Annotated in this window: 18 protein-coding genes; 11 read left to right on the forward strand and 7 right to left on the reverse strand. The window is 55.1% G+C overall.

Going from position 1 to position 26,315, the window contains the following annotated elements:
* Positions 1–13: 13 nt before the first annotated feature.
* The 8 genes from ACJ77P_RS04015 to ACJ77P_RS04050 all read left to right on the forward strand — a co-directional run bounded on the left by ACJ77P_RS04015 (position 14) and on the right by ACJ77P_RS04050 (position 14,130).
* On the forward strand, positions 14–1,189 hold the full coding sequence (locus ACJ77P_RS04015; RefSeq protein ID WP_367359556.1) for an FkbM family methyltransferase: 1,176 nt from the start codon (positions 14–16) through the stop codon (positions 1,187–1,189).
* Between the two features lie 15 nt (positions 1,190–1,204).
* Complete coding sequence (locus tag ACJ77P_RS04020; protein ID WP_408999042.1) at positions 1,205–2,371, forward strand: FkbM family methyltransferase; 1,167 nt, start codon at positions 1,205–1,207, stop codon at positions 2,369–2,371.
* Positions 2,372–2,386: 15 nt separating this feature from the next.
* On the forward strand, positions 2,387–3,577 hold the full coding sequence (locus ACJ77P_RS04025; protein WP_408999043.1) for an FkbM family methyltransferase: 1,191 nt from the start codon (positions 2,387–2,389) through the stop codon (positions 3,575–3,577).
* A gap of 29 nt (positions 3,578–3,606) precedes the next feature.
* Positions 3,607–4,809, forward strand: coding sequence for an FkbM family methyltransferase (locus ACJ77P_RS04030; RefSeq protein ID WP_408999044.1), 1,203 nt, complete (start codon positions 3,607–3,609; stop codon positions 4,807–4,809).
* A 20-nt stretch (positions 4,810–4,829) separates the two neighbouring features.
* Positions 4,830–5,879 (forward strand): radical SAM/SPASM domain-containing protein, encoded by a 1,050-nt coding sequence (locus tag ACJ77P_RS04035; protein WP_408999045.1) that lies wholly within the window; start codon positions 4,830–4,832, stop codon positions 5,877–5,879.
* Positions 5,880–5,892: 13 nt separating this feature from the next.
* On the forward strand, positions 5,893–7,011 hold the full coding sequence (locus ACJ77P_RS04040; RefSeq protein ID WP_367359551.1) for a radical SAM/SPASM domain-containing protein: 1,119 nt from the start codon (positions 5,893–5,895) through the stop codon (positions 7,009–7,011).
* Between the two features lie 17 nt (positions 7,012–7,028).
* Positions 7,029–8,165 carry a methyltransferase domain-containing protein gene (locus tag ACJ77P_RS04045; protein WP_367359550.1) on the forward strand — a complete coding sequence of 379 codons (1,137 nt, stop codon included), beginning with the start codon at positions 7,029–7,031 and terminating at the stop codon, positions 8,163–8,165.
* Between the two features lie 61 nt (positions 8,166–8,226).
* Positions 8,227–14,130, forward strand: coding sequence for a glycosyltransferase (locus tag ACJ77P_RS04050; protein WP_408999046.1), 5,904 nt, complete (start codon positions 8,227–8,229; stop codon positions 14,128–14,130).
* Between the two features lie 12 nt (positions 14,131–14,142).
* On the opposite strand, the gene flaF is transcribed toward ACJ77P_RS04050, so the two are convergent.
* From flaF to ACJ77P_RS04065, 3 genes are all read right to left on the reverse strand, one after another.
* On the reverse strand, positions 14,143–14,523 hold the full coding sequence (gene flaF, locus ACJ77P_RS04055; protein WP_408999047.1) for a flagellar biosynthesis regulator FlaF: 381 nt from the start codon (positions 14,521–14,523) through the stop codon (positions 14,143–14,145).
* A complete protein-coding gene (locus ACJ77P_RS04060; RefSeq protein WP_367359547.1) occupies positions 14,504–14,905 on the reverse strand; it encodes a flagellar biosynthesis repressor FlbT in 402 nt (133 codons plus the stop codon). Before ACJ77P_RS04060 ends, flaF begins: the two co-directional genes overlap by 20 nt.
* 582 nt (positions 14,906–15,487) lie before the next feature.
* The gene (locus ACJ77P_RS04065) at positions 15,488–16,639 is read right to left on the reverse strand and encodes a hypothetical protein (RefSeq protein ID WP_367359546.1); all 1,152 of its coding nucleotides are present in this window, start codon (positions 16,637–16,639) and stop codon (positions 15,488–15,490) included.
* Positions 16,640–16,985: 346 nt separating this feature from the next.
* Here ACJ77P_RS04065 and ACJ77P_RS04070 point away from each other — a divergent pair, with 346 nt between their 5' ends.
* Complete coding sequence (locus ACJ77P_RS04070) at positions 16,986–17,570, forward strand: M15 family metallopeptidase (RefSeq protein ID WP_367359545.1); 585 nt, start codon at positions 16,986–16,988, stop codon at positions 17,568–17,570.
* 377 nt (positions 17,571–17,947) lie between these two features.
* On the forward strand, positions 17,948–18,565 hold the full coding sequence (locus ACJ77P_RS04075; RefSeq protein WP_408999048.1) for a hypothetical protein: 618 nt from the start codon (positions 17,948–17,950) through the stop codon (positions 18,563–18,565).
* A gap of 177 nt (positions 18,566–18,742) precedes the next feature.
* Here the strand turns inward: ACJ77P_RS04075 and arcC are convergent, their stop codons facing one another.
* The 3 genes from arcC to ACJ77P_RS04090 all read right to left on the reverse strand — a co-directional run bounded on the left by arcC (position 18,743) and on the right by ACJ77P_RS04090 (position 22,809).
* On the reverse strand, positions 18,743–19,684 hold the full coding sequence (gene arcC, locus ACJ77P_RS04080) for a carbamate kinase (RefSeq protein ID WP_367359543.1): 942 nt from the start codon (positions 19,682–19,684) through the stop codon (positions 18,743–18,745).
* Positions 19,674–20,975, reverse strand: a complete 1,302-nt coding sequence (locus ACJ77P_RS04085; RefSeq protein ID WP_408999393.1) for a cyclic 2,3-diphosphoglycerate synthase — start codon at positions 20,973–20,975, stop codon at positions 19,674–19,676. The genes arcC and ACJ77P_RS04085 overlap by 11 nt, the downstream gene beginning before the upstream one ends.
* Positions 20,976–21,057: 82 nt before the next feature.
* The gene (locus ACJ77P_RS04090; protein WP_367359541.1) at positions 21,058–22,809 is read right to left on the reverse strand and encodes a TrkA family potassium uptake protein; all 1,752 of its coding nucleotides are present in this window, start codon (positions 22,807–22,809) and stop codon (positions 21,058–21,060) included.
* A 265-nt stretch (positions 22,810–23,074) separates the two neighbouring features.
* On the opposite strand from ACJ77P_RS04090, the gene ACJ77P_RS04095 reads away from it, so the two are divergent.
* Positions 23,075–24,196, forward strand: a complete 1,122-nt coding sequence (locus ACJ77P_RS04095) for a putative sulfate/molybdate transporter (protein WP_367359540.1) — start codon at positions 23,075–23,077, stop codon at positions 24,194–24,196.
* Between the two features lie 139 nt (positions 24,197–24,335).
* Here ACJ77P_RS04095 and ACJ77P_RS04100 read toward each other — a convergent pair whose 3' ends face one another.
* On the reverse strand, positions 24,336–26,294 hold the full coding sequence (locus tag ACJ77P_RS04100) for a molybdopterin biosynthesis protein (RefSeq protein ID WP_408999049.1): 1,959 nt from the start codon (positions 26,292–26,294) through the stop codon (positions 24,336–24,338).
* Positions 26,295–26,315 lie beyond the last annotated feature (21 nt).

Here is a 26,315-nt window from a genome sequence, read left to right on the forward strand (position 1 = left end):
AACGGAAAATTTTATGTTTGAACAGCCAATGATCCCGGGAAAAAAGGCCAAATCGAAGGTCATTGTCTTCGGGATCGGCCAATTTTTCCATACCTTGAAAGATGATCTGTTTGAAACCTATGACGTCGTTGCCCTCATGGATAACGATGAACAGAAACAAGGCGTTCTCGTTAACGGCGCAGAGGTCGTTCATCCCGGAGAAATCCGGAACTACGCTTTTGACAGCGTGATCATCACCATCATCCTTCACCAGGAGCAGGTGGTCAGGCAACTTCTTGGCCTGGGCGTCCGTAAAGAGAAGATTGTTTTAGCTGCCAATTTTTTGATGAAGAACGATGAAGGCAATCTCTATGAATATTATATTGATGACCAGTCCGGCATTTCCCTGAGATACACTGTGACAAAAGGCACCATTGTTCCTGTTGAAAAAAATAATTTCACATTTCTCGTTCCGTCTCATGACGCGGTCATCGCGTCCTCTCTGATCAACAGCGGAGCGTTCTCTCAAAAAGAACTGGATGCCTTTTTCGGTTTGGCCGGAACATATTTCGGCGCCAGAAGGGGCGTTTTCCTGGACGTTGGCGCCAACATCGGCACCACCAGTCTGGCAGCGGCAAAAAATGATCATGTGTCCCATGTGATAGCGATCGAGCCATCCAGCGACAATTTTGCCCTCTTGCAGTGCAACATTTACCTGAACAAACTCCATGGCAAGATCAGAGCCATTCACGCCGCCGCTTCCAATTCGAATGATCCTGTCGATCTGCTCCTGTCACCGGACTCATCGGGAGATCATCGGGTGAGAAACAGTGCGGCTCGTGCTCCGGATTCCAAGGTGGAACGGATTGTGGCCGTAACGATCGATGACGTGGCGAAAGATTGCGCCGATGATGTCGCATTTATGTGGATTGATGTTCAAGGCTATGAATATTTCGTCCTCCGGGGAGCGGAGCGGCTGTTATCCCGTTTCGGGAAATTGGCCGTACAAATGGAATTCTGGCCTTATGGCCTGGAGGAGACAAACACGACGGAGCTCCTGTGCCGGTTCTGCAAGGATCATTTCTCGAGATATGTCGATGTTCGGGAATACCTGAATGTCCAGGGCGAAAGCGTTCACAGCATTTCGGAGATCGATCTTCTGCCAACGCGGTACAGGGATACGTATACGGACATATTTCTCATCCCCTGAACAGATCGGAGAACCATGGGTACGCATTCAGAAAAGGCCAACAGGGATTACCGGAAGGATCTTGCCGCCTATCTGGACACGGTCAGGGACCAGGGGCGGAATTATCTGGAGGCTGCCCTTCAAGATCTCCGGCGATCAAAACATGTCTGCCTGTTCGGCATCGGGAAAACATTTCACCCGGTGATGGACACGTTGAGGAATCATGCAGGCGTTCAAATCAACCTGCTCTCAGATAACGATCCGTCCAAATGGGGGAAATCTTATCCCGGGAATTTGATCTGCATGTCACCTCATGATCTCGAAGCCTACAAGGGGCAGGTTGCCGTTGTTCTAGTCACTCAATATTATGGGGAGATCTACGAACAATTGAGAAACAGTGGGTTCAACCCCATACATGTTCTGATGGTCTTTCGGCTCCTTTACGGCGATTTTTTCAAAAGCAAGGGCAATATCGATACGATAGCGGAAAAAACCCTGGCGCTGCTCGAGATATTGGAAGACGAGGAATCGAAGGAAGTGCTGCTTACCCTTGTCCACAACTGGTTCGATTTCAGCATGGACGATGCCGGCTATGGGGGAATCTGTTCCGGCCATCCCTATTATCCCGAGGGGATTATTTCGTTGGGCGAGCAGGAGATCTTTGTGGATGCCGGTGCATACGATGGCGATACGTTGATGGAATTTTTGGACAGGACCGGGGGAAAATTCGCTAAAATCTTCTCGTACGAACTGGACAAGGACAATTTCCTCCGGCTGGAGCATACCGTCGATGAGCTGGAGGCGTCGATACGCGATAAAATAACGCTGTGCCCCGTCGGACTCGCGGATGAAGAAAAGGAGATCCGTTACGAAAAGGGAGGCGGGCAGGGGCTGAATTCCTGCGTCATTGAAGGCGGCCGTGGAATGAATGTCGGTCGGATTGCCAGGTTGTCGGAACTTTTAAAAGGCGAAGCGGTGACGTTCATGAAAATGGATATCGAGGGGTTCGAGATGAAAGCCTTGCGCGGAGCTGAGGAGATGATCAGAAGGCACAGGCCGAAGCTTGCCGTCTGTGTTTATCACAGGCCTGAACACTTGTGGGAGGTGCCGTTATTCCTGAAGAAAACGGTTCCAGACTATAAGCTTTACCTGAGGCATCATGGAATTCTCGAATATGACACCGTATGCTACGCGGTGCCGTAAGCTCCGGATTGATGGATGCATGATGGCGAGGGGCATTACGATATCACGGAAAGGGATCTCTTCGTGAGAGATTATCAAAAAGAAATGGCGTCCTATCTGGACGGCTTGAAGGCCGGAAGGGAGGATCGCCTGGACCGGGCCATCGAGAGAATTCGGGAGTCCAGATATGTCTGCGTCTTTGGTGCCGGCATGACGTCGCAACGCATCGTGTTCCTGCTCCGCTCGCTTTTCGCTCTAAGAATCGACTTCATGTGCGACAACGATGCGGCGAAATGGGGAAAGTGTTTTTACGGGGACCTTGTCTGCCTTTCCCCCGCGGAGCTCCGGAAGCAACGGGCCGAGGTCGCCGTCATTGTCGCATCGATCTTCTGGGAACCCATCTATGCGCAGCTTTGTGAAATGGATTTTGATCAAATCTATGTATTCGGGGAATACCGGCTGGCCAACCGCGACTTTCTCCACGACAGGGACAATCTTCCCGCCATCAGGAAAAACGTTCTGCACCTGATGGAGATCCTGGAGGATGACCACTCCAGAGGCATTCTGAACGTCTTGATCCGAAACTGGTTCGATCCGGACTTTTCCGGGGCCGTTTTGAAAGCCATCTGCACGGGAGATTCCCATTATCCCATGGGGATTATTGATTTGACGGATCAGGAATCCTTTGTCGATGCCGGTGCATACAACGGCGACACCCTGTTGGAATTTATCGATCGAACCAGGGGCTCGTTCGAGGAGATCCATGCCTTCGAATTGGATCAAGGAAACTTCAAGGCCCTGGAGAGCACCGTGAACCGCCTGGACGGTCAAACCAGGGACAAAATTCACTTATATCCCTGCGGCGTCTGGAACGAAGAAAAGATGATCGGCTACGAAGCGGGGTATCGCAAGGGTGAAGATTCGCGCATCAGCGAAGCCGCCGGCGCCGTCAACGTGGCCAAAGTCGTGAGACTTTCCGATATGTTGAAGGATAGAAAAGTCACCTATCTCAACATGGACATCGAAGGCTCTGAAATGGAGGCATTGTCCGGGGCCGAGGAGCTGCTTGTACGGCAGAAACCCAGACTGGCCATCTCCATTTATCACAAGCCCCGGCATCTGTGGGAGATTCCCCTCTATCTGAAGCGCCTGGTGCCTGAGTACAAGATATACATCAGGCATCATGCCGTTTTGGATTGCGAGACGATTTGCTATGCCACCATTTAACAGGGCTTCCATGATCGGGGATTTAGGTGATGAGAGAGTTGAAGGCCGCTGGAAAAAATGCATGGGCAGCGGGGCAGACCGAGGAACGGATGAAAGATTATAAAAAAGAGATTGAACAGCTGCTGGACCAAGTGGGGGAGCAGAAACCGGATCCCGTGGCGGAGATCCTCGAGCGCATAAACGGTTCAAAATATGTCTGCGTTTTCGGTCTGGGCACGATATCCCATCCGATCGTTGCCGCGATCAGAAATTTCACGACGCTCCAAATAGATTTTGTCTGTGACAACGATCCGGCCAAATGGGGAACCTATTACCATCAGAATCTGAAATGCCTTTCGCCCGATGAACTGGCTGGATTCGGCAATGATGTTGCCGTGCTCATCGCGACGCAATCGTACCGCGAGATCCACGAACAGCTCAAAAAGAGGGGTTTGAACAATATACATGTCATGACGGAATATCGATTGCTGAATCAAGCCTACCTCCAGCGCCCGGAAAACCTTGAAGTCATCAGGCGCAACGCCGTCAGGATGGTGGATCTGTTGAGCGACGAGCAATCCAGAAGGATTTTATTGGTCCTGATCAGCAACTGGTTTCTTTTTTCTATCGAAGGTGCCGGCTACCGCGGTATCTTTTCCAGGGACCAGTATTATCCGTCTGATATTATACAGTTGCGGCCCGATGAAGTCTTTGTGGATGCCGGGGCCTATAATGGCGACACGCTGCTGGAATTCGTGGACAGAAGCGGGAAGGAATTCAAATCCATCTTCGCCTTTGAGTTGGACAGGAACAATTTTACGGACCTGGAAAGAGCCTGCGGCCAATTGGATCCAGCGCTGAGGAACAAGATTGCATTGTACAATTGCGGTCTTTGGGATGAGCAGACAGAGATATCCTACAAAAGTGGCGAGGCCGGAAGTGAAAGCTCCTGTATGAATGTGATCGGTTCCCCCGGAGAAAGCGGCAGGGCTGTCCGGCTCTCCGATATCACGGGAGATGCCGAGGTGAGTTTCATCAAAATGGATATTGAAGGTTCTGAGTTAAAGGCTCTGCTGGGGGCTGAAGAAGTCATCAGGAATCAGAAACCGAAGCTTGCCGTCTGCGTGTATCACAGGCCGGAACACCTTTGGGAAATTCCCTCATACTTAAAGAGCCTCGTGCCCGAATATAGAATCTTTCTGAGGCACCATACAAACCTTGAGTATGAGACCGTATGTTATGCGGTTCCGTAAGAGATTGGAGTGGAGGATCCATGCAGGAAAAAGCGATCGAAGAAGCCAAGCGAACCAAACTGCGCCGTGAAAAGCCCGGCGTCTATGAGAAAATCATCCGGATCAGTGAACGCCATGCGCAGGGGATTGCCACACCCATCATCGATATTGCGTACAGCCATGCCTGCAATCTGAAGTGCCGGCATTGTTCGGCGGCCAGATTTGAAAATAAAGGGCGCAAACTGACCCCTGTCGACTTGAAAAACCTCAGTGATGAGGCGGATGCTCTCGGCCTGTGCCAGTTCAACCTCTCCGGCGGTGAGCCGCTGATTTTCAAGGATCTCGATGAAGTTATCGCTGCACTTCAACCGGACAAATTTCACCTCAGCATGAGTACCAACGGCCATTTTCTGACACCGGCCATGGCCAGGCACCTCAAGGCGATCGGCCTGGACAAGGTAAAGATCAGCATGGATGATTTTGACGAAAAGCTGCACGACGCCAACCGGGACCATCCCGGGGCCTACAGGAAGGCCGTGGATGCAATGATGAATGCCCGCGATGCGGATCTCAGCGTGGTGGTGCAGACGGTAGTGACTCACCAGAATTGCAGCACGGAAAGGACTCTTCAAATGGCGAGGTTCGCGCAGGAAAACGGCTTTTCTCTCGATGTCATGGTGGCGCGGGCCATCGGTGCGTGGGAGGGCAGACATGAGGTGCTGATCACGCCGGAAGATGCGGAGTTTCTCAGGAAGGCCCATGAGGAGTACCCGGTTCTGCACCGCGACACCTTTCCCTCGTACGGCATGGACAAGGGATGCGGCTGTGTCCATTCCACGCTGCACCTGACGCCGTACGGTGATGTCCTGCCCTGTGTGTTCATCCACATTTCCATCGGCAACATCTTTGAAGAACGTCTTGCGGACATCATCAGTCGCGGTCAGAGCATCAAGGTTTTCAACAGGTTCAATCGGCTTTGTCTGTCCGGCGAAAACAGGGGGTTTATTCAAAACTACATGACGAAATTTTATGGCAGACCCCTGCCGCTTCACTGGAGCGAAGCCTTTGAAAAGGAGGACTTTTTGTCATGAGGCAGGTGCGCGCATGATTAAATACACGGAACTGAAAAGCACCAATCGTCAGAACCTGATGGAAGTGCTGCCCCTTGCGAAGCCTTTTACCGTGCTCATCGAGCCTTCCAGCCTCTGCAATTTCAGGTGTATCCAGTGTTTCCAGAGCATCAGGGATGACTCCTACTTCACCGGAATCCGGGGCAACATGCCGATAGAGCGTTTCCAGGAGGTCATAAATCAACTGAAGGCATGGCGGGGGCCGAAGCTCAAGGTTTTGAAGCTCAGCCTGTACGGAGAGCCGCTCATCAACCCGGACTTCGGGAACATGCTGAGTATCGCGCGCCGTGCAGACATTGCCGAGCGGATTGAAACCACCACCAATGGCTCTCTTCTGAGCCGGGGCATCGCTGAACAGCTGGTGGAGCACCAACTGGACTATCTGAGGGTCTCAATCTATGCGTGCGACCAAAAACGGCACGAAACGGTTACCGGATCAGGGGCCAAGGTCAGCGCCATTCATGAAAATCTCCGCATCCTGCAGGAAATCAAGCAGTCCAGCCATTCCGAAAGGCCCTTTGTCGGGTGCAAAATGCTTGATTCCTACAGCGGGGAAAATGAACGGTTTATCCGCCTGTACCGGGATGTTGCCGATGAAGCGTACATTGACAAGCCGCATGCCTGGATCAAAGTGGAAAACGCGGATTTCATCAGGAATTATTATAACGACGGTGCAGACCAGGCAATGGCCGATCTCAGGCTCAGCAGGACGCGCCGTGTCGCCTGCCCCATGCCGTTCACCACGATGGCGGTCCGCAACAACGGCGACATCTCGCCCTGCTGTGTGGACTTTATCGGCGGCACGAATCTGGGAAATATAAATGACCGGAGTCTGCAGGAGCTCTGGAACTCCAGTCCCTGGTATGAGTTTCAGAAGATGCAGCTGGAAAACAGGAAGCATGAGAATTATTCCTGTGCTCGGTGTGACATCTACGCGAGCAGCCATTACACGCTGGACAACATTGACGGATTTCCTGTCGCGAATCTGCGCGGATCATTTTTTGGCCGGGGCTGTGGGCACCAGCCACCTCACGTCGTTGGGGAAGAAGAGTCGGCGTCCGATGATTTCCCGACGGATCATAAACAGGTGTGAAGATCAGGGAGAAGGAAATGGCAATTCGGGCATGCAGGGTGTGCGGACGGGAGTTGTTCAGAGGACCCCTGCTCCGGTATGAAAACATGCCGAAGGCCGCGCAGAACTTCCCGGCGGCGGCGGATCTGGCCGACGAGACGGGGCTGGACCTGGAGGTCTGTCAGTGCATGGGGTGCGGGTTGGTGCAGCTGAGCGGCGAACCGGTCCCCTATTATCGGGAAGTGATACGGGCTGCCGCGGTCTCCGAGGCGATAAAAAAGGAGAAGGCACGGCAGTTTGCTGATTTCATCGGAAAGCATTCCCTTCGTGGAAAGAAAATGATCGAGATCGGCTGCGGACGGGGTGAGTTCCTTTCCCTGCTGTCGGCGCTGGAGGTTCAGGCCTATGGGCTGGAGTTCTCGGAAACGTCCGTCGCTGAGTGTCTCAAGGCCGGCCTGCATGTCGCCCGGGGCTATCCCGGCGGGTGTACGGGTTTGCTGGAAAACGGGCCCTTTGACGCGTTCCTGCTGTTGATGTTTTTAGAGCACATGCCCGACCCCAATGCGGCACTGAGGACCCTTTATGACAACCTTACGGATCAGGCCGTCGGCCTGGTTGAAGTGCCGAATTTCGACATGGTGCTGAAGAACGGACTATTCTCGGAATTTATCGGCGATCACCTTCTTTACTTTACGAGGGAGACTCTGCAGTCCACCCTGCAGCTAAACGGATTCGAATGGACAGGTTGTGAGGAACTTCGAAATGATTATGTCCTTTCCGCCGTTGTGAAAAAGCGTCCGCCATTGGACATCACCTATTTCCACAGGCATCAGGAGAAGATCACAGCCGAAGTGATGACCTATCTGAAACCATTCGCCGCAAAACGCGTAGCCGTCTGGGGAGCGGGACATCAGGCACTGGCCCTGATCGCACTGACCGGCATTGCGGGAAGCATCCGGTATGTAGTGGATTCCGCGCCGTTCAAACAGGGAAGGTATACTCCGGCCACTCACCTGCCCGTTGTTGCCCCTGAGGCCCTGTTTGAGGATCCTGTGGATGCCGTTCTTGTCATTGCCGGCAGTTATTCCGACGAGGTGGCATGGAAGATCCGCCAGGAATGTAACCTGAAGATGCCGGTGGCCGTGTTGCGTGGTGATGGATTGGAACGAGTTTGATCCCGGCATTCAAGCCTTGCAATCCGGTGTTCTCCGGGATCTGAATGAGGAACTTCATGAAATGACTGATCACAATGATATTCATCATCCGGCTGCAGTGGCCGCCGGTCTTTCAGGCGGCAATCCCGTAACCTATGACGCCGCGCGCCTGAACGGCAGACCTGTGGAGCCATGCGCCGATGCGTCCGCTGCCGATGAAGGGGTAAGAATCAGCGGAGTGTCCACGGAGGCCTCCTCCAAGTCCGCTGATGCCCGGAAGGCCCGTGGAACATCGTTCCTGATCGGCAGAAAGCCGGCAATCCGGGTACTGGCCGCCGGCAGCAAATACGCATCCGGCAGTGCGAGACGGGGCTACGACTATGTCTGGTGGAATCTCTTTGATGCACTCAACCGCTTTGAGAATATTGAAGCGCATTTTTACGACTGCGCCGCCGAGGCGCGGCGCAGCGGTATTGAAGCCATGTGCGGGCAACTGGGAAACATCGTCCTCAAGGAAAAACCGGACATCCTCTTCTATGGCGGTTCTTCAGACGGCTTTGCAGAGTTTGTGCGTTCCTGTTTAAAGCGGATTACAGGTTCAACCGATACGCAGACCGTTCTCTGGATGAACGATCAAGAGGAACGGCAGGGGGGCGGGTTGGCGCTTTCGGAGGCGTGTGCGGATCTGATCGTCACCCTGTCGCCCGACTCCGCACAACGGTATGCCGCCGCAGGTTTCGGAAGAAAAATCATGATGTCCCAATGGGGATTCAATCCCTTCACCTACGCATTGCCGTTTTCGCCGAGAAGCCGGGGGATCAGCTTTTGCGGGACCGCAAAAGGCGATCGCTCAGAAATTATCAGGAAAATGAGGCAACACGGCCTGGCTGTCGGTACCTTTGGACCAGACTGGCAGGAGGATCTGACCCTGCCTTTAGCGGATATGGTGCGAATCTTCCGCCAATCCAGAATCAACCTGAACCTGGACGATATCGGTGATTTCGCAGCCAGGCAGATAAAGAAACGGACCTTTGAAGTTCCGGGCTGCCGAGGTTTTCTCTTGACCATTCCCGCCGGACATCTGGATGCATACTATGAACCCGGCAGAGAGGTCGCCGTCGCATCCTCTTTGGAGGAATTGATTGACAAATGCCGTTATTATCTGGTGCACGACAAGGAGCGTGAAGAAATCGCCCGTCGCGGTTATGAACGCACCCTGGCCGAACATACCTGGTCTCATCGGCTGAAGGATATGTTCGAGTGTCTCGGATTTGCCGCCATTCCCGGAGAGTCGGCGCCGGCCGGCACCAGAAACCCATACCCCGGCGTGTCAGATTTCCCGGGGGGCGAAGAGGCGGCGTCTCCAGGATGTTCCGATCCAAGGGGATGCACGGAAGAGTCCGTCACCCCTGAGGAAAGGGAAATCGAGACCAGCATCATCGTCCTGGCATTCAATAAACTGGAGTACACGAGGCAGTGTGTGGAAAGCATTCTGCACTATACGAACGGTTCGTACGAACTGTTGCTTGTTGACAACGGTTCTGCTGATGGAACGTTCGAGTACTTTGAGCGGGTAAAGGACTTTCATCCCGACACCCGTGTTATCAGGCATTTTCAGAACAGGGTCGTGGAAGAAATCGGTATCCATGTGTTTTCGCTTGCCCGTGGGAAATATATCGCATGTGTGGCCAATGATGCCATCGTACACGAGGGCTGGCTCGAAAATTTTATTCGGCAGATGGAATCGGCGCCCGACATAGCCATGGTGGGGCCCCGTTCGAACAATGTAAGTGGTCCCCAGATGATGCCGACGGAGTACGACACGGTGGAGGCCTTTCATGCATTTGCCGACGAGTGGTGCAGACGGCACAAGGGGTCCAACTTCGTCATTCATCGAGTGGTTGGTGTCGCGAATATATTGAAAAAATCTGTTCTTGAGCGAATCGGCGGGTTTGATCCCGATCTCCCCACCAACGGCAGGGAGGGCGGCTACGGATTCAGCGATGATGATTTTTCCCTGCGGCTCACATTGGCAGGATACAGGATGCTCGTGGCCAATGATGTTTTTATCCATCATTTTGGCAGCGTAACGACAAGGCAGGATCGTCCGGATCTCTTCGGCGCCCCTCAGAATGTCAACAAGGAAAAATATCGCCGGAAGCTTCAGCAAAACGACCGGGTTTCCGTCGGGGCCGATGGGGTCATCAAGGTGAGACCCTACAGGCTGGATGAGGAGATCCCCGTTGATGAACGGACAGCCATTCGAACGCCCCGGGTCTGTTTCGTTGAAAAGGGGAGGGGGGGGGGAAAATCACGTGCCGAATATGGTTATGCCGCTTTAGCCAGAAAATATAACGGAGACATCATCCCGGGCCGCGGCGAAACGATCTCGGCGCTGATCCTGAAAGCCCTTGAAAAAAATGAATTCGATTTTTTGGTGCTGATCGATTCCCGCCTTGCCCCGTCTCCGGAAATTCTTTCCGCATTGACGGAATACGCCCTGTGCTATCCCGATGTCGCCGTGATGGTTCCCACAGGAAACTATGGGGCCCTTACTCATGCGCACAAACCGGATTCGGCTCCGGAAGTTGAGAGGATCCCTTATGCGGATCTATCCTTATGTGTCATCAACCTCAACGTTGTCCGTCCCCTGCGCATGGCACTTGCCCGATGTGAAAATGAAGAGGAATGGCCCTGGTTTTTCCAGAGGCGAATCCGGGGGGAAAGCTATTTCATCGCAAAAGCGAATAGCCTCGAAGTCAATGGCGATTGGACACGGTATGCCCATCCTTATGATGCCCTGCGGCTTCCGGAGCAACTCCTCGATGAGAAAAAATACGCGGAGGCCGGCGCCATTTACCGGGATGATCTTAGCAGAGACCCGGATTTTGCCGAAGCCTGTTATCAGCTTGCTTCGATTGCGGTAAAACAGAGGCGGTTGGAGGAGGCGATCGACCATGCCCGGCGGGCTTTGCAGGCGGATCCTCACCACATTCCTTCCCTGGTGCTTCTTTCCGGGATTTTTCTTGAACAGGGCGATTTTCAGAATGCAGCGGACACGGTGAGTCAGGCAAACTTCAAGCAGCCTGGCAACCCGGAAGTGAAGAAAATCGTATCCAGGTATGAAGAACAATTTAAAAGGCATCCCGAAGCGTTTCAGGAGAATCCGGACGGAGCGGCGACGTTCCCGACGCGGCGCGAAACCGTCAAAGGAAGCGTATCCATCGTCATCGTCACCCGGAATCGGCTGGATTTTACCAAAAAGTGCGTCAACAGCATCCGCAGGCACACGCGCCGGCCCTACGAGATCGTTTTTGTAGACAACGATTCCAAGGACAGCACGATGAAGTGGCTGAAACGTCAGGTCAAGGAAAATAAAGATTGTCGTCTCATTGAGAACAGGGGAAACGTCGGACTGATAAAAGGACGCAATCAGGGCATCAATGCCGCCCAAGGCGAATACATTGTGCTTCTGGATCAGGATGCCCTTGTCAGCCGGGGATGGCTGGATTCCATGCTGCAATGCCTCAACAGATGCTCCGCTGCCGGCATCGTCGGACCCATGACCAATCGCGGCGGCGGTATCCAGCAGGTCCTGGACGATTCTTATCGATCTGTCGATTTTCTGGATAAATACGCGGCAAAATTCATGGAGCGATACCGGCACCGACGGATTCCCTGCAGGTGCGTAGCCGGATTCTGTCTGCTGTTTAAGCGCTCGGTGGTTGAAAAGATCGGTCTTTTTGATGAAACTTTTGAGAGTGGGCATTTTGAAGACGAAGACTACTGCTTGAGAGCCGCTCTGGCCGATTATCGGAATTACATTGCCGGCGATGTTTTTGTCCACCGTCTTGAAGGCGGAAAATCCCATGGTGACAGACAGATTCTTAACAAAAAGTGGGAACTGGGTCCGGCCAGCCCCGAAGGAAAAAAGCTGGCGGTATTGAAGGCCACTGAGCTGGCTGGTGATCTGTGCCAGAAGGGGAAGATGGGACAAGCCGTCGATACGCTCATCAACTGCATCAAGCTTATTCCCGATTCAAAGGAGGTTTATTTTGAACTGGTCAGACTCTTTATGGAATCCGGACAGTTTTCCGAGGCATGGGACGTTGTCGAAACCATGCCCGAGGCCGTGAAAAATGACCTGAAGGGCCTTCAGTACGCGGGTTACACCCAGGAAGGCTTAGGGCTGGATAGCGAAGCGGCGGGATATGCGGAGAGAATCCTGCTGCAAAATGGCAGTTGCCCGGAGGCGCTGAATCTTAAAGGTGTTCTGGCCTATAAGAGCGGAGCAAAAGAAGAGGCCGTCGATTATTTTCGGAAGGCCGTTGAGGTGGATCCCGGTTATGGGGAGGCCTCTACAAACCTGGGCGTTCTTCTCTGGGGGATCGACGAGAAGGAGGAGGGCCTTGCCTGTCTGCGCAGGGGGTTCATGTTATCTCCAACGGTACCAGATTCGAGCTCCCTTTATTATTCCGCCATCTCTTCCCTGGGGCTGTTCCGCAATGCGGAGGTTGAATTCCGGGAAGCCGTTTCTCTGTATCCACAGAATAAAAACCTCGCTTTCTTATATATTGACATTCTTCTCCAACTGGGAAAGCTCAAGGAGGCCATGCTGAAAATCGAAGACGCCCTTGCCTTGTTCGGCATTGACGAGGGCATTTTGAGCGCGGCCATGGCTGTTCGGGATAAGATCGGCCCATCGAAAATCGAGAACCCGTCAAAGAAAAGCACGCTGTCGCTTTGCATGATTGTGAAAAACGAAGAAAAGCACCTGGCCGCATGTTTGAGGAGCGTCCGGGATATCGTGGATGAAATGATTGTTGTGGATACCGGTTCAACGGACAGGACCATGGAGATCGCGAGGGTTTTCGGGGCAAAGGTATTTGAGGTTCCCTGGACGGGAGATTTTTCGGCGGCCCGCAATGCTTCACTTGCCCAGGCGACCGGCGATTGGATTTTTGTGCTCGATGCCGATGAGGTCCTTTCTCCACGCGATTTTAAAGAACTGCGTACATTAATTGAAACGCCTTCCTCTTCCCCGGCGGCTTATCTGATTACCACCAGGAATTATGTGGAAAAATTTGGAATCATCGGTTGGACGGCGAATGACGGACAATATCCCGAGGAAATGGGAGCGGGATGGATCCCAAGCGCAAAGGTGCGGCTTTTCAAAAGAAGAAGCAATATCCGGTTCTCCAACCCCGTCCATGAACTGGTGGAGTATTCACTGCATCAAGCAAAGATCCCCATCCTCAGATCCAGTATCGTCGTCCATCACTACGGAAAACTGGACACGGAACGGGAGGGGATGAAAAGCAGAGAGTACTATCTGCTGGGCAGGATGAAGTATGAACGTGATCCGAAGAATATGAAATATGTCTACGAGTTGGCAAAGCAAGCCCAACTGCTGAAGAAATATGATGAAGCCGCCCGTCTTTGGCTGGAACTCCTGGATCTCTTGAGGGAAAACCCGGAGTCCGCGGGGTATAAAACCATTGCCGCCATATCCTGTGGAGATCCGTTGCCGGAGATCTACATTCAGCTTGCCTCAGCTTACATCATGCTTGATCGTTGCGACGAGGCGCTGGAGCTTGCACGCAAAGCCATGAAAGAGTCCAGGATCAAGCTGCCAGCCTATGTAAATGTTTACGCCTATTGTGAAATGATCGCCGGCTCGCTGAACGCCGCTTCATCAGCGCTGGAAGAGCTGCTCCGGGACATGCCTGACTATCCCCCCGCGTTGTCTCTGATGGCGGTTATTCACTGCCTGGAAGACAAAGAGGAACAGGCCCGGGAATTGTCCCGGCAGTTAAGGCTGAAAGGGATTCCGCTATCAGCCACCTTGAAACATATCAGTGAAAAACTTTCCTCTTACGGGAAAAAGGATGAGGCGGAGCTCATCCTGAAATGGATGGCTGGAGCCTCGGGTTCGTACTGTAAAAATTCTCATGGCCTTGAGGCCGCTCAAATAAACGGGTCATGAAAAGAGGTGCCGTCATTCCACCGGGTTGCCGCGAAGTCCCGCAGCGATGTTCAGGTTGATCCTGATGAGCATGTCCAGCTTTTCCGGTGACGGGAACGCCATGACTTCAAACGTCCGCTTGTCGACAACAAGGCTCAGAGTCAGCAGGTCCTTCTTCAACTGTGTCGGCAGGGGGTTGTCCTCCTTTGCAAGTTCACCCTGAAGAATCGTCCAGATCCGCTGGTTGATCTGAAGCGCCTTCAATCGTTTCCCGTCCCTGTCCTCGGAATCCCAGTCGACCTGGCATTTTCTGAGCTTCAATGCCGCATTTGTGAGCGCCAGAGCTTCAATCTCACGTCCGGAAAGAGTTTCCTTCTGAGCCGCCCTGTATGCTTCAATTTGCGCTGCGTACACGATTCAAGACCTCCTGTTCATAATCCATTAGTTTTCTCGCAGCCTTGAGGGCCTGGTAGTATTCATTTTTAAGCAGGTGTTCACTGATGACGCCGACATGTTCGGCCGTGCTCGGTACGGCCTTGACGAGTTCCCTGACCAGGTCCCAGAAGGTTTTGTGGTATGCCGCCAGGTTCTTCCCACCATCGATGTACATCATCTGAATGGCCAGATAAATCTGGCTGCAATAACTCTTGGCATCATCAATCCGCAGAATGTCCTTTTCCCGCAGAATCATGACCCGGTTTTCAATAACAAATTCGGAGTGGCTCTTCCCGTTTGTGATGACCGCGCCGTTGAGGATCATTTTCTCTTGTGGTTTAAGACGTATTTTAAGCGCCATGGGAAGTCTATACCTCTATATCCAGGATTGAACCGGGTTGCTTGCCTTTCAGAGATGGCTGTCCCCTCCCGGTTGATTGATCATGGAAAGCAAAAATCTCACCATTGGCTCCAGATAGCTCCGAAGCGGTTGTCTTCTCCCTCGAGATATTGTCGGGGGCCGTCGACGAGGTGCTCTTTCCCTGCGAGGGTTCCTGGACGGCCTCTTCCATTCCTCCGGCTTTCTTGATGAGATCAAGGCGCTGGTACGTGGCTATCGGGAAAAAAGGGGGATAATGAACAACGGTTGGATCCGATTCCAGGTCCTCTTTTCTGCGGCTGTTGTCAAGAGGGCTTGCCTCTTGAGGCCGCCGTCCGAAGGCAGCCGGCTCATTCGGAAACCTTTTGCCGACACGCGGTGCATCCCTGGAAGGGGTTCCCCTTGAGAAACCGGGTTTCTCTTCGCCGACAGGGCTCACTACGTTCTGCAGTCCCTGTTGTTTATGAACGCTATGGATATTCATCATGCTACCCATGAAAGGCGGCGTTGGCCGGAGCGGAATTCTTCCTCCCCGGCCAATCCGCGTCTGTTAGTCGTCCGTTATTAGAAAAGTTTCAGAACCGACTGGGCCGCCTGTGCCGAGAGACTCAGGGCCGTGGTGGCCAGAGACTGACGGGTTTGAAGCATCAGCATGTTGGCGCCCTCCTCGTTGGTGTCGGCCAGGGTCAGCTTGTCCGCACCTTCGGTCAGTGTGTTCACCATGTTGGTCGAGAAATCCTCGCGGGTGGTGATGATGCTCAGATTACTGGACAGTTTGGATGAGTTCATGGCCAGCGTCGACAGGGCATCGTCCAGTTCGTCAAGGGAATCTTCCATCGCGGAGGTGCCGTGCGTTCTCCATTCCGCGGTGCCGGCCACTTCGGTCATGCCGAGACCCGTGGCGCTTGCATTGAAGCCCTCCACCATCAGGCTGTTGCCTTCGAACTTCACGGCGAGTTCATCCTCGGACAGAAGGTTTTTGCCCTTGTACCCGGAATCTTCCGCCAGCTCTGTGATCTGGGTGCGCAGTTCGTTGTACTGATCCTGGAGATTGGTAAGTTCCGTCGTTTCTTTGTCGACTTTTGTTTCTGCGCCGAAATTCGCGCTTGCGGTAACATCCGTCGTTGCAAGGTCCGTCCAGGCCTTCCGAATGACGACGTTATTGTTATCGTTTTCATCGATGCTGGCCGTCCATCCGTTGGCGGACAGCGTGGAACTGGCGTTGATGGCTGCCACCAGAGATTCGGCCGTCTCCGCGTTGTTTTCGTCCGCAGTCCCGGCCGTTGCCTTTTCAAAATCCTCACCAACCGTCAGCGTCACGCCGTCAATCACGACGGTATCGGTCGTCGCTTCCAGTGAGGCGGCCGTTACGGTGAAGGATACGCCGTCCGTTCCTGCGGCGTTATCCGCGCTCAGGGCCTGCTGGGCAACGGCTTTGGCCTGTTCAATCATGGAAGTGATGGCCGAGATTCCCTTGTCGGCGGCGGTGACCGTCTGGATGGCCTGCCCCATGGAATCCTTCAGACTTTCGATCTTGGAGGCGCGGGAGTTCAGGGACTGTGCCGCGAAGAAGGATACGGGGCTGTCAATGGCGGTGTTCACCTTCTTGCCTGTGGCCAGGCGGTTCTGCGTACGGTCTAAAAGTTCGCTGGTGTTCTGGAGACTTAAAAGGTTGGATCTCATTCCGGATGTTAATGAAATATCACTCAGTGCCATGGTCATTCTCCTTTTCTAGGTTTTTTGCCGGCATTTCTTGCCGAAATGTTATGCGCCGATTCGATCGGTTTTTTGCGGGATACCTTCGAGCAGCCCTTCCTGGCGATCCTCCTTTCCGGCTGCCTCTTTTCTGCCTTTGTTTTTCTTATCGGTCCCCTGGAAAAGAAACTTTAAGGCTATTTAAAAATTATCTTCGGCAGGGTCTGCTTGCAGATTGCGCCCGAAAACGTTATGAAGCGACAGAAAGATCCTGTCCGCCCATGGCTGTCCCAGCCGCATGGAGGCCGAAGTGGATCACTTTTTTTTCAGGCGCCTTGCCTGAACGGATTGGGGAAAGGGGACTCTTGTGTCAAGAAATGGGAATCACATCTTATCTTCTGCCATGGTCGACAGCGACCTGACTTTCGCCGAGGCGGTCTCCGGCTCGTCGGCTCCGGGTTCCGTCCTGGATGACCTCCGGCTCGTTGAGGTGGCATATTACGGATTTGACGGCAGGCGGCACACAGGGCAGCTGGTTGTTTCCACCGCCGTTGAACAGGATGTGCGGGAAATCTTTGCCCTTATCCTGGAAATACGCTTTCCCCTGCATTCCGTCATCCCCATTGTCCGGTACGGCTGGTCGGATGAAGCATCCATGGAAGCCAACAATTCGTCGGCGTTCAATTACCGCTTCATCGCCGGGACGGACCGGCTTTCCCGCCACGCCCTCGGAATGGCCGTCGACCTCAATCCGCGCCAGAATCCCGTCATCTATGAAAATGGTCAAATCCTGCCGTCGGGTGCAATCTACTCGCCCGGGCAGCCGGGCGCCCTTGCGGAATCCTCCCCCATCGTGGAAGCGTTTCTGCAGCGGGGCTGGTTCTGGGGCGCGCATTTCCGGAACTTCCGCGATTATCACCACTTTGAGCGGCCTGAAAAATTCCCCTTATAAAATCCATTCCATCCGTAAGATCCCTTAAAGGCGTTTCAGGGATGCATTAAGGGTTTCCCTCCCGATAAATCAGGATCGGCCCGATTGTCTGATGCCTGATGATCCTGTATTTACTTCCCACGTTGTGCATGAACGCCTCGAAAAGGAGGAGCTGTCGGGGCAGGTGCAAAACGCCATAGACGGCCGATTCCATGTGCTACTTGATAAAACGCACAGGCTCTTGGGGAATCGCGTCAGCCGGGAACGGAGGGATGATCACGGAGTAGGCGGGTCGTCCGAACATTCAATACACCATGATATCCGGTCGGGAGCCGGCATGGAGATGGTGAGTTTAACGTGAGAATATTAAATTTCTGATTAGAAGGGGGAACGGAACGATGAAGAAGTATCTTTGTGGTGCAAGGTCTTTGGCTGCTGCCTTGCTTGTTTTGTCCGTGCTGATCCTGGGGGTTCAATCGCCGGCGCAGGCGGGTCTGACGTTAACACTTGACGATGGCACCAATCCTGTCATCACGGTGGCAGACACGGATAACGATGGCTATGTATACTACAGTGGGGCGATCGGCAATTGGATCATGAACCTTTCCGGTGGGTTCAGTGTCGGTAATCTCATGGACCTGGTCAGCGGGAATGTATCGTCAAGCGCCGGGGGAACCATGACGGTTACCTTGACGGATACGGATTTCAGCGATCTTTCCTCATTCCATGTTGGAGGAACGACGGGCGGTTCCGTGACATTCAATCTGTATAACGACTCCAACCTGGTTGCCTCCTATACCGGCGACACTCCTTCATTCAGCACGGATATCGCATCCCTGACGTCAACGGGTTCCATAACGGAGATTGAAGCGGTCATCATCCACGAAGGAAGCGCCATGTCAAGTTTTGACGCCAACGTCGTGCAAAACCCCGTTCCTGTTCCCGCCGCCTTCTGGCTCCTTGGGAGCGGCCTGATGGGGCTGATCGGGATTCGAAGACGGGGCGCCAGGGGGTGAACCCTGAAGGCGGCATGGGAAATTTCCCCGTTGAAAAAGAAAGATCGGCCGCCGCTTTCAGATCCTTGATCACGGTGTGATGTGTTGCTGAAAATCTGGATTGGAAGAAGAGACCCTCGCTGTCAAAGGCCCGGGTCTCTTTTTTTTTAAAGACAAACGTCATGGGGATTTTTGAACTCAGGGGACAATCGTCGTCCCGGCTCTTCCCTCAAGGGCTTTTCCCATGAGTTCGGGCAGGGTGATTATGACGCGTTTCCCCCCGGCTTCAAGAAACCGGATCGCCGCCATGATCTTCGGTCCCATGCTTCCCGGTGGGAAATGTCCTTCCGCATGGAAGGCCTTGATCTCTGCCAGGCTGACATGATCCAGACCGGCCTGCCGCGGCGTGCCGAAATCCCGGTAGACCCGGTCTACATCGGTGAGGATGACGATGCGTTCCGCCCCGATCTCCGTCGCCAGCACGCTGGTTGTCAGGTCCTTGTCGATGACGGCGTCGATGCCCCGCAGGGTTCCATCTGCGGTTTCCACAACGGGGACGCCCCCTCCGCCGGCAGCGATCACCACGACCCCCTCCAGGGCAAGCCGTTGGATGACGTTCTTTTCGACGATCCGTTTCGGCATCGGCGAGGGGACGACGCGCCGGTAGCCCCCTGTCTGCCTGATCATGACCCACCCGTTATTCCTTTGGAGGGCCTCGATCTCCTCTTTCCGGTAATAGGGGCCGATGGGTTTCGTCGGGCGGGAAAAGGCTGGATCGTCGGCGTCGACAACAACCTGGGTGATGATCGTCACGACGTCCTTGACTTCACGGATCATGATGAGTCGATTGTACAGTGTCTGCTGGATCATGAACCCGATCCCGCCTTCGGAATCGGCGTCGGAGTAGAAAAGGGGCATGGGGGGGATGGAATTTCGGGCGCACTCGCCGCGGAGAACGATATTTCCCACGATCGGGCCGTTCCCGTGGGTAATGACCACTTTGTGTCCCGAGGAAAGCATCCGGGCCACTTCGGCCATGCAGGAATCGGCATTGTGAAACTGCTCCTCAACCGTTCCCTCCTCTCCGCGCCTCAGGATTGCGTTACCGCCGAGAGAAACAATGCTGATGCTATTTTCCACGGCCTACAAAGACCTCGATGGCCTGCTTCAGCAGGTTGCCCTCCACCTCCTGGATCTCGTACGTGACCCGGACGGAGGGCTTGTCCAGGTCCAGCAGTCTGCGCAGATCCGCCGGCGTGGCGATCACAACGGCGTCGCAGGGGGTGGCTTCGATGGTTTCCTTCAGTTCCTGCCTTTGCTGCCCTGAGTAGCCCATGGCCGGCAGGAGATTTCCGAGATGGGGATATTCCCGGAAGACTTCCCGAAGGGAGCCCCGGGCGTAAGGCCTCGGGTCGGCGAACTCCACGACGCCGGCTTTGCCTGCGGCTAGGACCCCGGCTCCGTAAGGCATCCCGCCATGGGTCAGGGTGGGGCCGTCCTCAACGACCAGGACGCGCTTTCCCTGGATGTTTACGGCGTTCTCAAGAGAAATCGGGGAGGCTGTGAAAATGATTTTTGCCCGGGGGTTTACCTGGCGGATATTTGCCTCGACCCTCTTTACGGCGTCCGCTGCCGCGGTATCCACCTTGTTGATGACGGCGATTTCAGCCCTTCTCAGGTTTGCCTCCCCGGGATGAAAGGAAAGCTCGTGTCCTGCCCGATGGGGATCGAGGACGACGATTTCCAGATCCGGCCGCAGAAAAGGCAGATCGTTGTTCCCCCCGTCCCATATCAGGATGTCCGCCTCCGCCTCGGCCTGCCGAACAACCTCCGCGTAATCAACTCCGGAATAAACCGTCATGCCGGCGCTGATGAGCGGCTCAAATTCTTCGAGCTCCTCGATCGTGCAATCGCAGCGTTCCTCGTCCGCCAGGCTGCCGAATCGTTTAAGCCTTCCCTCCTTCAGGTCGAGGTAGGGCATGGGATGCCGCAGGACGATCGGCCTTTTTCCCATTCCCTTGAGGATGCCTGCGATGTACCGCGTGATCCCGCTTTTTCCGGCCCCGGTCCGGACGGAGCAGACGGAGATCACGGGCCGGGAGCAGGACAGCATCGTCCGGTCCGGCCCGAGGAGAAGAAAATCCGCCCCCAGGGCGAGGCAGAGCGAGGCCTTGTGCATGACGTATTCATGGGACACGTCGCTGTAGGAAAAGACCACCTGGCTGACGGAAAATTTTTGAATGAGCTCCGCCAGTTCCTCTTCCGGCCGGATGGGGATCCCTCCGGGATACAGGGGGCCGGCAAGCTCCGGGGGGTAGGTTCTGCCGCTGATCGCGGGAATCTGCGTGGCGGTGAAGGCCATGACTTCAAATCCGGCACAATCCCTATAGGCCATGTTGAAGTTGTGGAAGTCCCTCCCGGCTGCACCCATGATGATCACGCGCTGTCTGTCTCCGGTCACTGTACCCTCATCTCCTTCTGGTCGGCCTGCCGCCGCCTCGCTGCTCCTTCTCCTATTGTTCGCTCCACAACAGGAACTTCCGCTCTCCCTCATAGTTGCCGATCAGGATCAATTCGGCATCCCTCTGAAGCGGGATCTGGGGATCCGGATTGATCGTCATTTTCCCATTCATCTTGATGGCGACGACGGAGCAGGCTGTCTGCTCCCGTATTCCCGACTGGGCGAGGCTTTTTCCCACAAGGGACGAAGGCGTCCTGATGCGGAAAATATTCAGGCCCTCCGCCAGCATCAGGGTTTCCTCGTTGCCGAGAAAATGGAAGATGGCATTGGCCCCCAGTGAGGCGTAGGACATCACGAAGTCGGCTCCGGCTCGATGAAGGGAGGACACGTTGCGGTCCAGGTTCGCCCTGCTGAGGAGCTGCATATCCGGCCTCAGGCTTCTCATGTATTTGGTCAGGTAGATGTTTGTGGCGTCGTCGTGGGTTGTGATCAGGGCCGCCGGGGCCTCCTCGATCCAGGCCCTCTGAAGGGTCCGGATGTCCGCGGCATCTCCCACAACGTAGTTCTTTGCGTCCTCGTGAACCCGGCGGGGGTTTTTCTCGATAATGAGGTAGGGCATCTCCCGCTCCTTGAAGCGCTCCGCAATGGTGTGTCCGACACGGCCCCCTCCGACGATGAGGACCGGATTCACGGAAAGCTGGCAGATGTGGTAAAAGGAATAAATCTCGTTGTAGGATGCGAGGTTCTCCTCCGATCCGGCGAGAACCAGAACGCTGTTCGGATTGATCCGGCTTTTCGCATGAGGGATCTCGAAATTGCCCCGTTCCCAGATTCCCACCACCGTCACTCCAAAATTTTCTCTCAGGCAGCTTTCAGAGAGGGTTTTTCCCACCAGGGGGGTGCCCAGAGCGGGAAACTCGGCGATGATCAGCTCATCGAACCGGCTGATGATATTGGCCCGGCATTCTCCGCCGATGGTCCAGGCCGCCAGGGAATTTCCCAGCATGTCGTAAAGCTGCAGGACCCTCGAACTGCCGGCCATGACCAGGATGTCCTCGGAATAGGGGGAATCGGCGGTTGTGACGATCTGAACCTTCTCGCTCAGCTCTCGAACTGTGAAGGCGATGTTCGTGTTGATCTCGTCCCGGTTGGTCGCAACGATGAGGGCGGCGCGGTCTGCCCGCATCCTGCGATACGTCTCGGGATCATCGATGTTCCCCACGGCGACGCGAAAGCCTGCATCATAGAGCTGCAGCGCGCGGCCGAAATCCTCCTCGAGGAGGACATAGCTCTTCCGGTGATCCTTCAGCCTTTCAATGAGGGCCACCGTCACCGGATCGTAGCTGGTGATGATCACATGGTCTTTCGTATCCGGCGGCAACTGGCTGGGGGCCCGGTTCCTCGTCTCCGCTTCAATCCAGGGGGCATAAAAAAACTTGATGAAGACAAAGGGAAGCAGGGTGAGAAAGAGAAAAACCCCTGAAAGAAGCACGAGAATGGAAAAGGTCCGCCCCAGATCCGAATTGAAGGTGATGTCGCCGAATCCCAGGGTGGTCATTACGGTGAGCGTCCAGTAGAATCCTGTAATCCAGGAATGGTACCGCCCTTCATAGGCCATGAGGAAATGGAAGATGACGCTGTATAGAGTGACCAGGGCGACCAGCAGAAAAACGAACCGCAGGAGGAGCCGGATATTGCTTTTTGCGCTTTCGCCCTGAAAATAGGTTGTCAGTATGGCCGGGCTGAACTTCATGACGTAGTGTCTGTACTCCGTTTCATGGGCAGGAATCTCGGATGCCGCCACGGGCCGGAGGCACCCTGTTCAGATGCGTCGGTTTCGCTCTCCGGGCCCCCCATGGAAACACCCTTTATCATTAGGAATGACTATAGAAGAGGAACGGCACGCTGTCAAGGCGCAACGTCCGGGGGACATGGCTTGTCAGGAGGAATGGAAGAGAATGGCAAAAGACGCCGGGGGTGGGACCGGAAATGTCAAACGATGCGGGGTCCGGGGTGTGTTGTATCGAAAAAGACATGAACTTTCGTCTTGAAATATGCTAAAGATTTTCATGATGAAGATCAAATCCTTTGAATTCAACCTGCGCGAACTGGCCGGAGCGATGGGGGATTTTGGGACCCTCTTCCCCCTCGCCATCGGTTATATCTATGTTTGCGGTCTGAATCCCTCCGGCTTTCTGGTCATGATGGGGCTGGCCAACATCGTCACCGGTATTGTGTACCGCCTTCCCATGCCCATTGAACCCATGAAAGTGCTGGCCATTGTGGCCATTGCGCAGCACTGGACGCCTTCCATGGTGTACGCCTCGGGCTTCGGCATGGGGCTGGTCTGGATTCTTTTTGCGGCCACGGACCTGGTGGGCCGGCTGGAAAAATGGACGCCGCCCTCCGTTATTCGGGGCATCCAGGCGGCCCTCGGAGTGATGCTGGCTATTGAAGCGATCAAGCTGCTGTCAACCGGATGGATTCTTGCCCTGGTCTCACTCCTGATCGTTCTTGCCCTGAGGGAAAGCCGCCACGCTCCAGCTGCGGTGGTCCTGATGGCCCTTGGAATAGCCGTTATGTTTGCAAAGGGTCAGCTCCGGCACATTGCCGCTCCCGGGCTCACCCTGCCGACTTTGACGGCCTTCACACCCCGGGAGGTCTGGGATACGCTGCTGCTGGCGGGCTTTGCCCAGATCCCGTTGACCGTCACCAACGCCACGATCGCCACCGCCGCCCTCCTTTCAACCTATTGGCCGGATCGCCCGGTATCGGTCAGGATGCTTTCCTGGAGTCAGGGGATGATGAACACGATCGTGCCTGTTCTGGGGGGGATGCCGATGTGCCACGGTGCCGGCGGATTGGCCGGGCAGTACTACTTCGGCGCACGGACCGGTGGCGCCAACATCCTGGAAGGGATCATTGAAATATTCCTTGGCCTGTTTCTTTCGGTGTCCATCGCCGGGCTTTTCTCGGTCTTTCCAGGCGCCATCATCGGTGCCATGATGTTCATGGTCGGGATCGAGCTCATGAAGTTTGCAAAGGACGTCCGCGTTGGAAAGGATCTGATCCCCCTGGGCATTACCCTGGGGGTTTCCTTAGGTTCCAACATGGCTTGCGGTTTTCTGGCAGGTCTTGCAAGCCATTACCTGATGTCGACTGCCCAGAGAAAAAGAGCCGACCGGCGGTAACGTCGGCGTCGCTAAAAGCGTTCGCTCCGGCTCGCCATGGATCCGCCTGGCTTCGTCTCCCGGGTCTGTGAGTTCAAAACCTTCCCGCACCCTGCCCGGAGGTCCGGTGCGGACGTATTATTGCCGCATCAGAACTGGACTACAGCTCGATGACGATGTTCCCCATGGCGGTTATGTCATAGCCCGGCAAATCGCTGATGGCTTTGCGCAGGACCGGACCGTGGATCAGGTCGAACAGCGGCTTCAACAGAGGGCTTTCGTAGTGAATGCGCGGAATGACCAAGTCGTATCTCTCCTTCTCAAAGGGGATGAAATCAAGCTCAAGGGCGTGCGCCGCGGCGGCAATACCAAGTCCGCAGTCCGCTGCGCCCGATTGAACGGCAACGGCAACCGCCAGGTGCGTGTACTCCTCGCGCCGATAGCCTTTTACCTCTTCATGTTTCATCCCCAGCCTGTTGAGGTGGTAGTCGAGCAGAACCCTGGTGCCGGCTCCGCGCTGGCGGTTGACAAAACGCACATCGTCCCGCGCCAGATCAGCCAGCCCTCTGATTCCCTTTGGATTGCCCGGTGCGACGATGAGCCCCTGCTCTCGATGCATGAACGTCATCACCACGACGGGGGTACTGGGCAGATACTGCCTGACATAGGCAATATTGTATTCGCCCGTTGACGGATCCAGGAGGTGTGAACCGGCCAGATGCGAATCGCCCCTCCGCAGGGCCGTCAGTCCGCCGAGACTGCCGGCGTTGGCACTTGAAAAGAGCAGTCCGTCGTCGGCCAGGTATTGGGCCAGGATGTCCAAGCAGAGATCGTGACTGCCGATGTGGACGATGGTGCGGTCGATATCGGCCGGATCACGGTACAGCTCCACGGTAACCTCCTGCCCGGCCTCGACGCCTTCCGAAAATCTGGGGATGCGGACGATCCCGTCCGCGCGGACCAGGGAGGTGATGACGCCTGCTCCACGGGACAGGGGCGCAGCCACGGTTCGTTTTCCAACCCGTCCGACGGTCACTCGCACCCATTCATCTTCACCCATGGGCGAGAGAAGCTTTCGGCTGATGACCGCTTTGAGCCCGGGCTTTTCCCGCTGCGGCAACCCGAGCCAATGCGATATCAAGGGCTCCACGAATATTTCCCCGGTGAGAGCGCAGGAGACGGGATAGCCGGGCACGCCGATGATGGGCGTCCGGCGGTCCGTCACGGTGCCGAGCACGACGGGATGCCCGGGGCGTATCGCCACGCCGTGAACGAGGAGGGTCCCCAGTTCCTCGACAATACTCGCCGTGAAGTCTTCGCTGCCTGCCGATGATCCGGCATTGACGAGGATAAGGTCGTGAGTGGCCGCCGCTTCTCTCACCTTATCCCTGATGCGTTCGTAATCGTCGACGACGATCGGGTAACGCGTTGGCTCACCGCCCCACTGGCGCACCTGTGAAGCAAGTACGAGGGAGTTGTATTCGATGATGTCGCCGGATTTGAGGCCTGACTGCGCGGCCTGTTCAACAGTCACCAGTTCGGTTCCCGTCGGGATGACCGCCACGCGCGGCCGCCGCCGGACGCTGACCGTGGCGTGCCCGCAACCGGAAAGGGCCCCCAGATCCACCGGTTTCAGCAGATGATTGGCCGGAAGCACCAGTTCGGTGGCGACCATATCCTCGCCCATGGGCCTGACGGCAGTCCATGGTGCGACGCTGGCCAGGATCTCGATGAATTTTCCGGCTGCGCCTTCGTCAACGTTCTGTGTATGCTCGATTTGGATGACGGCGTCTGCCCAGGAAGGGATCGGGTCCCCGGTATCGACGTATTCCGCCTGCCTTTCGGGGCCGATCCTGAGCCGCTTCGGCGCCGTTTCCGTAGCGCCGAGGGTGTCCGCCGAACGGACGGCGTAGCCGTCCATGGCGCTGGCGTGATATCCCGGCGATGAAAGGGCGGCCCATACGGGCGCCGCTGTTACGCGCCCAAGGGCTTTCTCCAGCGGCAGCTCCTCGCCGGGAACCCTGGCCCATGCTCCGGAGCTTTCCATGGCCGTGATAAATCGGCGCCAGGCCTCATCCAATGGAATATCTTCGAGATAAAATTTTCTGCTCTTGCTCATTCCTTTCTCCAATTTCCCATA

The organism is Syntrophus buswellii (assembly GCF_046097065.1).
GTDB classification, from domain to species: domain Bacteria; phylum Desulfobacterota; class Syntrophia; order Syntrophales; family Syntrophaceae; genus Syntrophus; species Syntrophus buswellii.

Excerpts from the sequence above, each read along its gene's own strand:
- ACJ77P_RS04015 (WP_367359556.1), top strand. The coding sequence starts at position 14 with ATGTTTGAACAGCCAATGATCCCGGGAAAAAAGGCCAAATCGAAGGTC.
- ACJ77P_RS04075 (WP_408999048.1), top strand. The coding sequence starts at position 17,948 with ATGAAGAAGTATCTTTGTGGTGCAAGGTCTTTGGCTGCTGCCTTGCTT.
- ACJ77P_RS04040 (WP_367359551.1), top strand. The coding sequence starts at position 5,893 with ATGATTAAATACACGGAACTGAAAAGCACCAATCGTCAGAACCTGATG.
- ACJ77P_RS04020 (WP_408999042.1), top strand. The coding sequence starts at position 1,205 with ATGGGTACGCATTCAGAAAAGGCCAACAGGGATTACCGGAAGGATCTT.
- ACJ77P_RS04095 (WP_367359540.1), top strand. The coding sequence starts at position 23,075 with ATGATGAAGATCAAATCCTTTGAATTCAACCTGCGCGAACTGGCCGGA.
- ACJ77P_RS04065 (WP_367359546.1), bottom strand. The coding sequence starts at position 16,639 with ATGGCACTGAGTGATATTTCATTAACATCCGGAATGAGATCCAACCTT.
- ACJ77P_RS04035 (WP_408999045.1), top strand. The coding sequence starts at position 4,830 with ATGCAGGAAAAAGCGATCGAAGAAGCCAAGCGAACCAAACTGCGCCGT.
- ACJ77P_RS04100 (WP_408999049.1), bottom strand. The coding sequence starts at position 26,294 with ATGAGCAAGAGCAGAAAATTTTATCTCGAAGATATTCCATTGGATGAG.
- ACJ77P_RS04085 (WP_408999393.1), bottom strand. The coding sequence starts at position 20,975 with ATGGGTGCAGCCGGGAGGGACTTCCACAACTTCAACATGGCCTATAGG.
- ACJ77P_RS04050 (WP_408999046.1), top strand. The coding sequence starts at position 8,227 with ATGACTGATCACAATGATATTCATCATCCGGCTGCAGTGGCCGCCGGT.
- ACJ77P_RS04045 (WP_367359550.1), top strand. The coding sequence starts at position 7,029 with ATGGCAATTCGGGCATGCAGGGTGTGCGGACGGGAGTTGTTCAGAGGA.
- ACJ77P_RS04030 (WP_408999044.1), top strand. The coding sequence starts at position 3,607 with ATGAGAGAGTTGAAGGCCGCTGGAAAAAATGCATGGGCAGCGGGGCAG.
- ACJ77P_RS04060 (WP_367359547.1), bottom strand. The coding sequence starts at position 14,905 with ATGGCGCTTAAAATACGTCTTAAACCACAAGAGAAAATGATCCTCAAC.
- ACJ77P_RS04025 (WP_408999043.1), top strand. The coding sequence starts at position 2,387 with ATGCATGATGGCGAGGGGCATTACGATATCACGGAAAGGGATCTCTTC.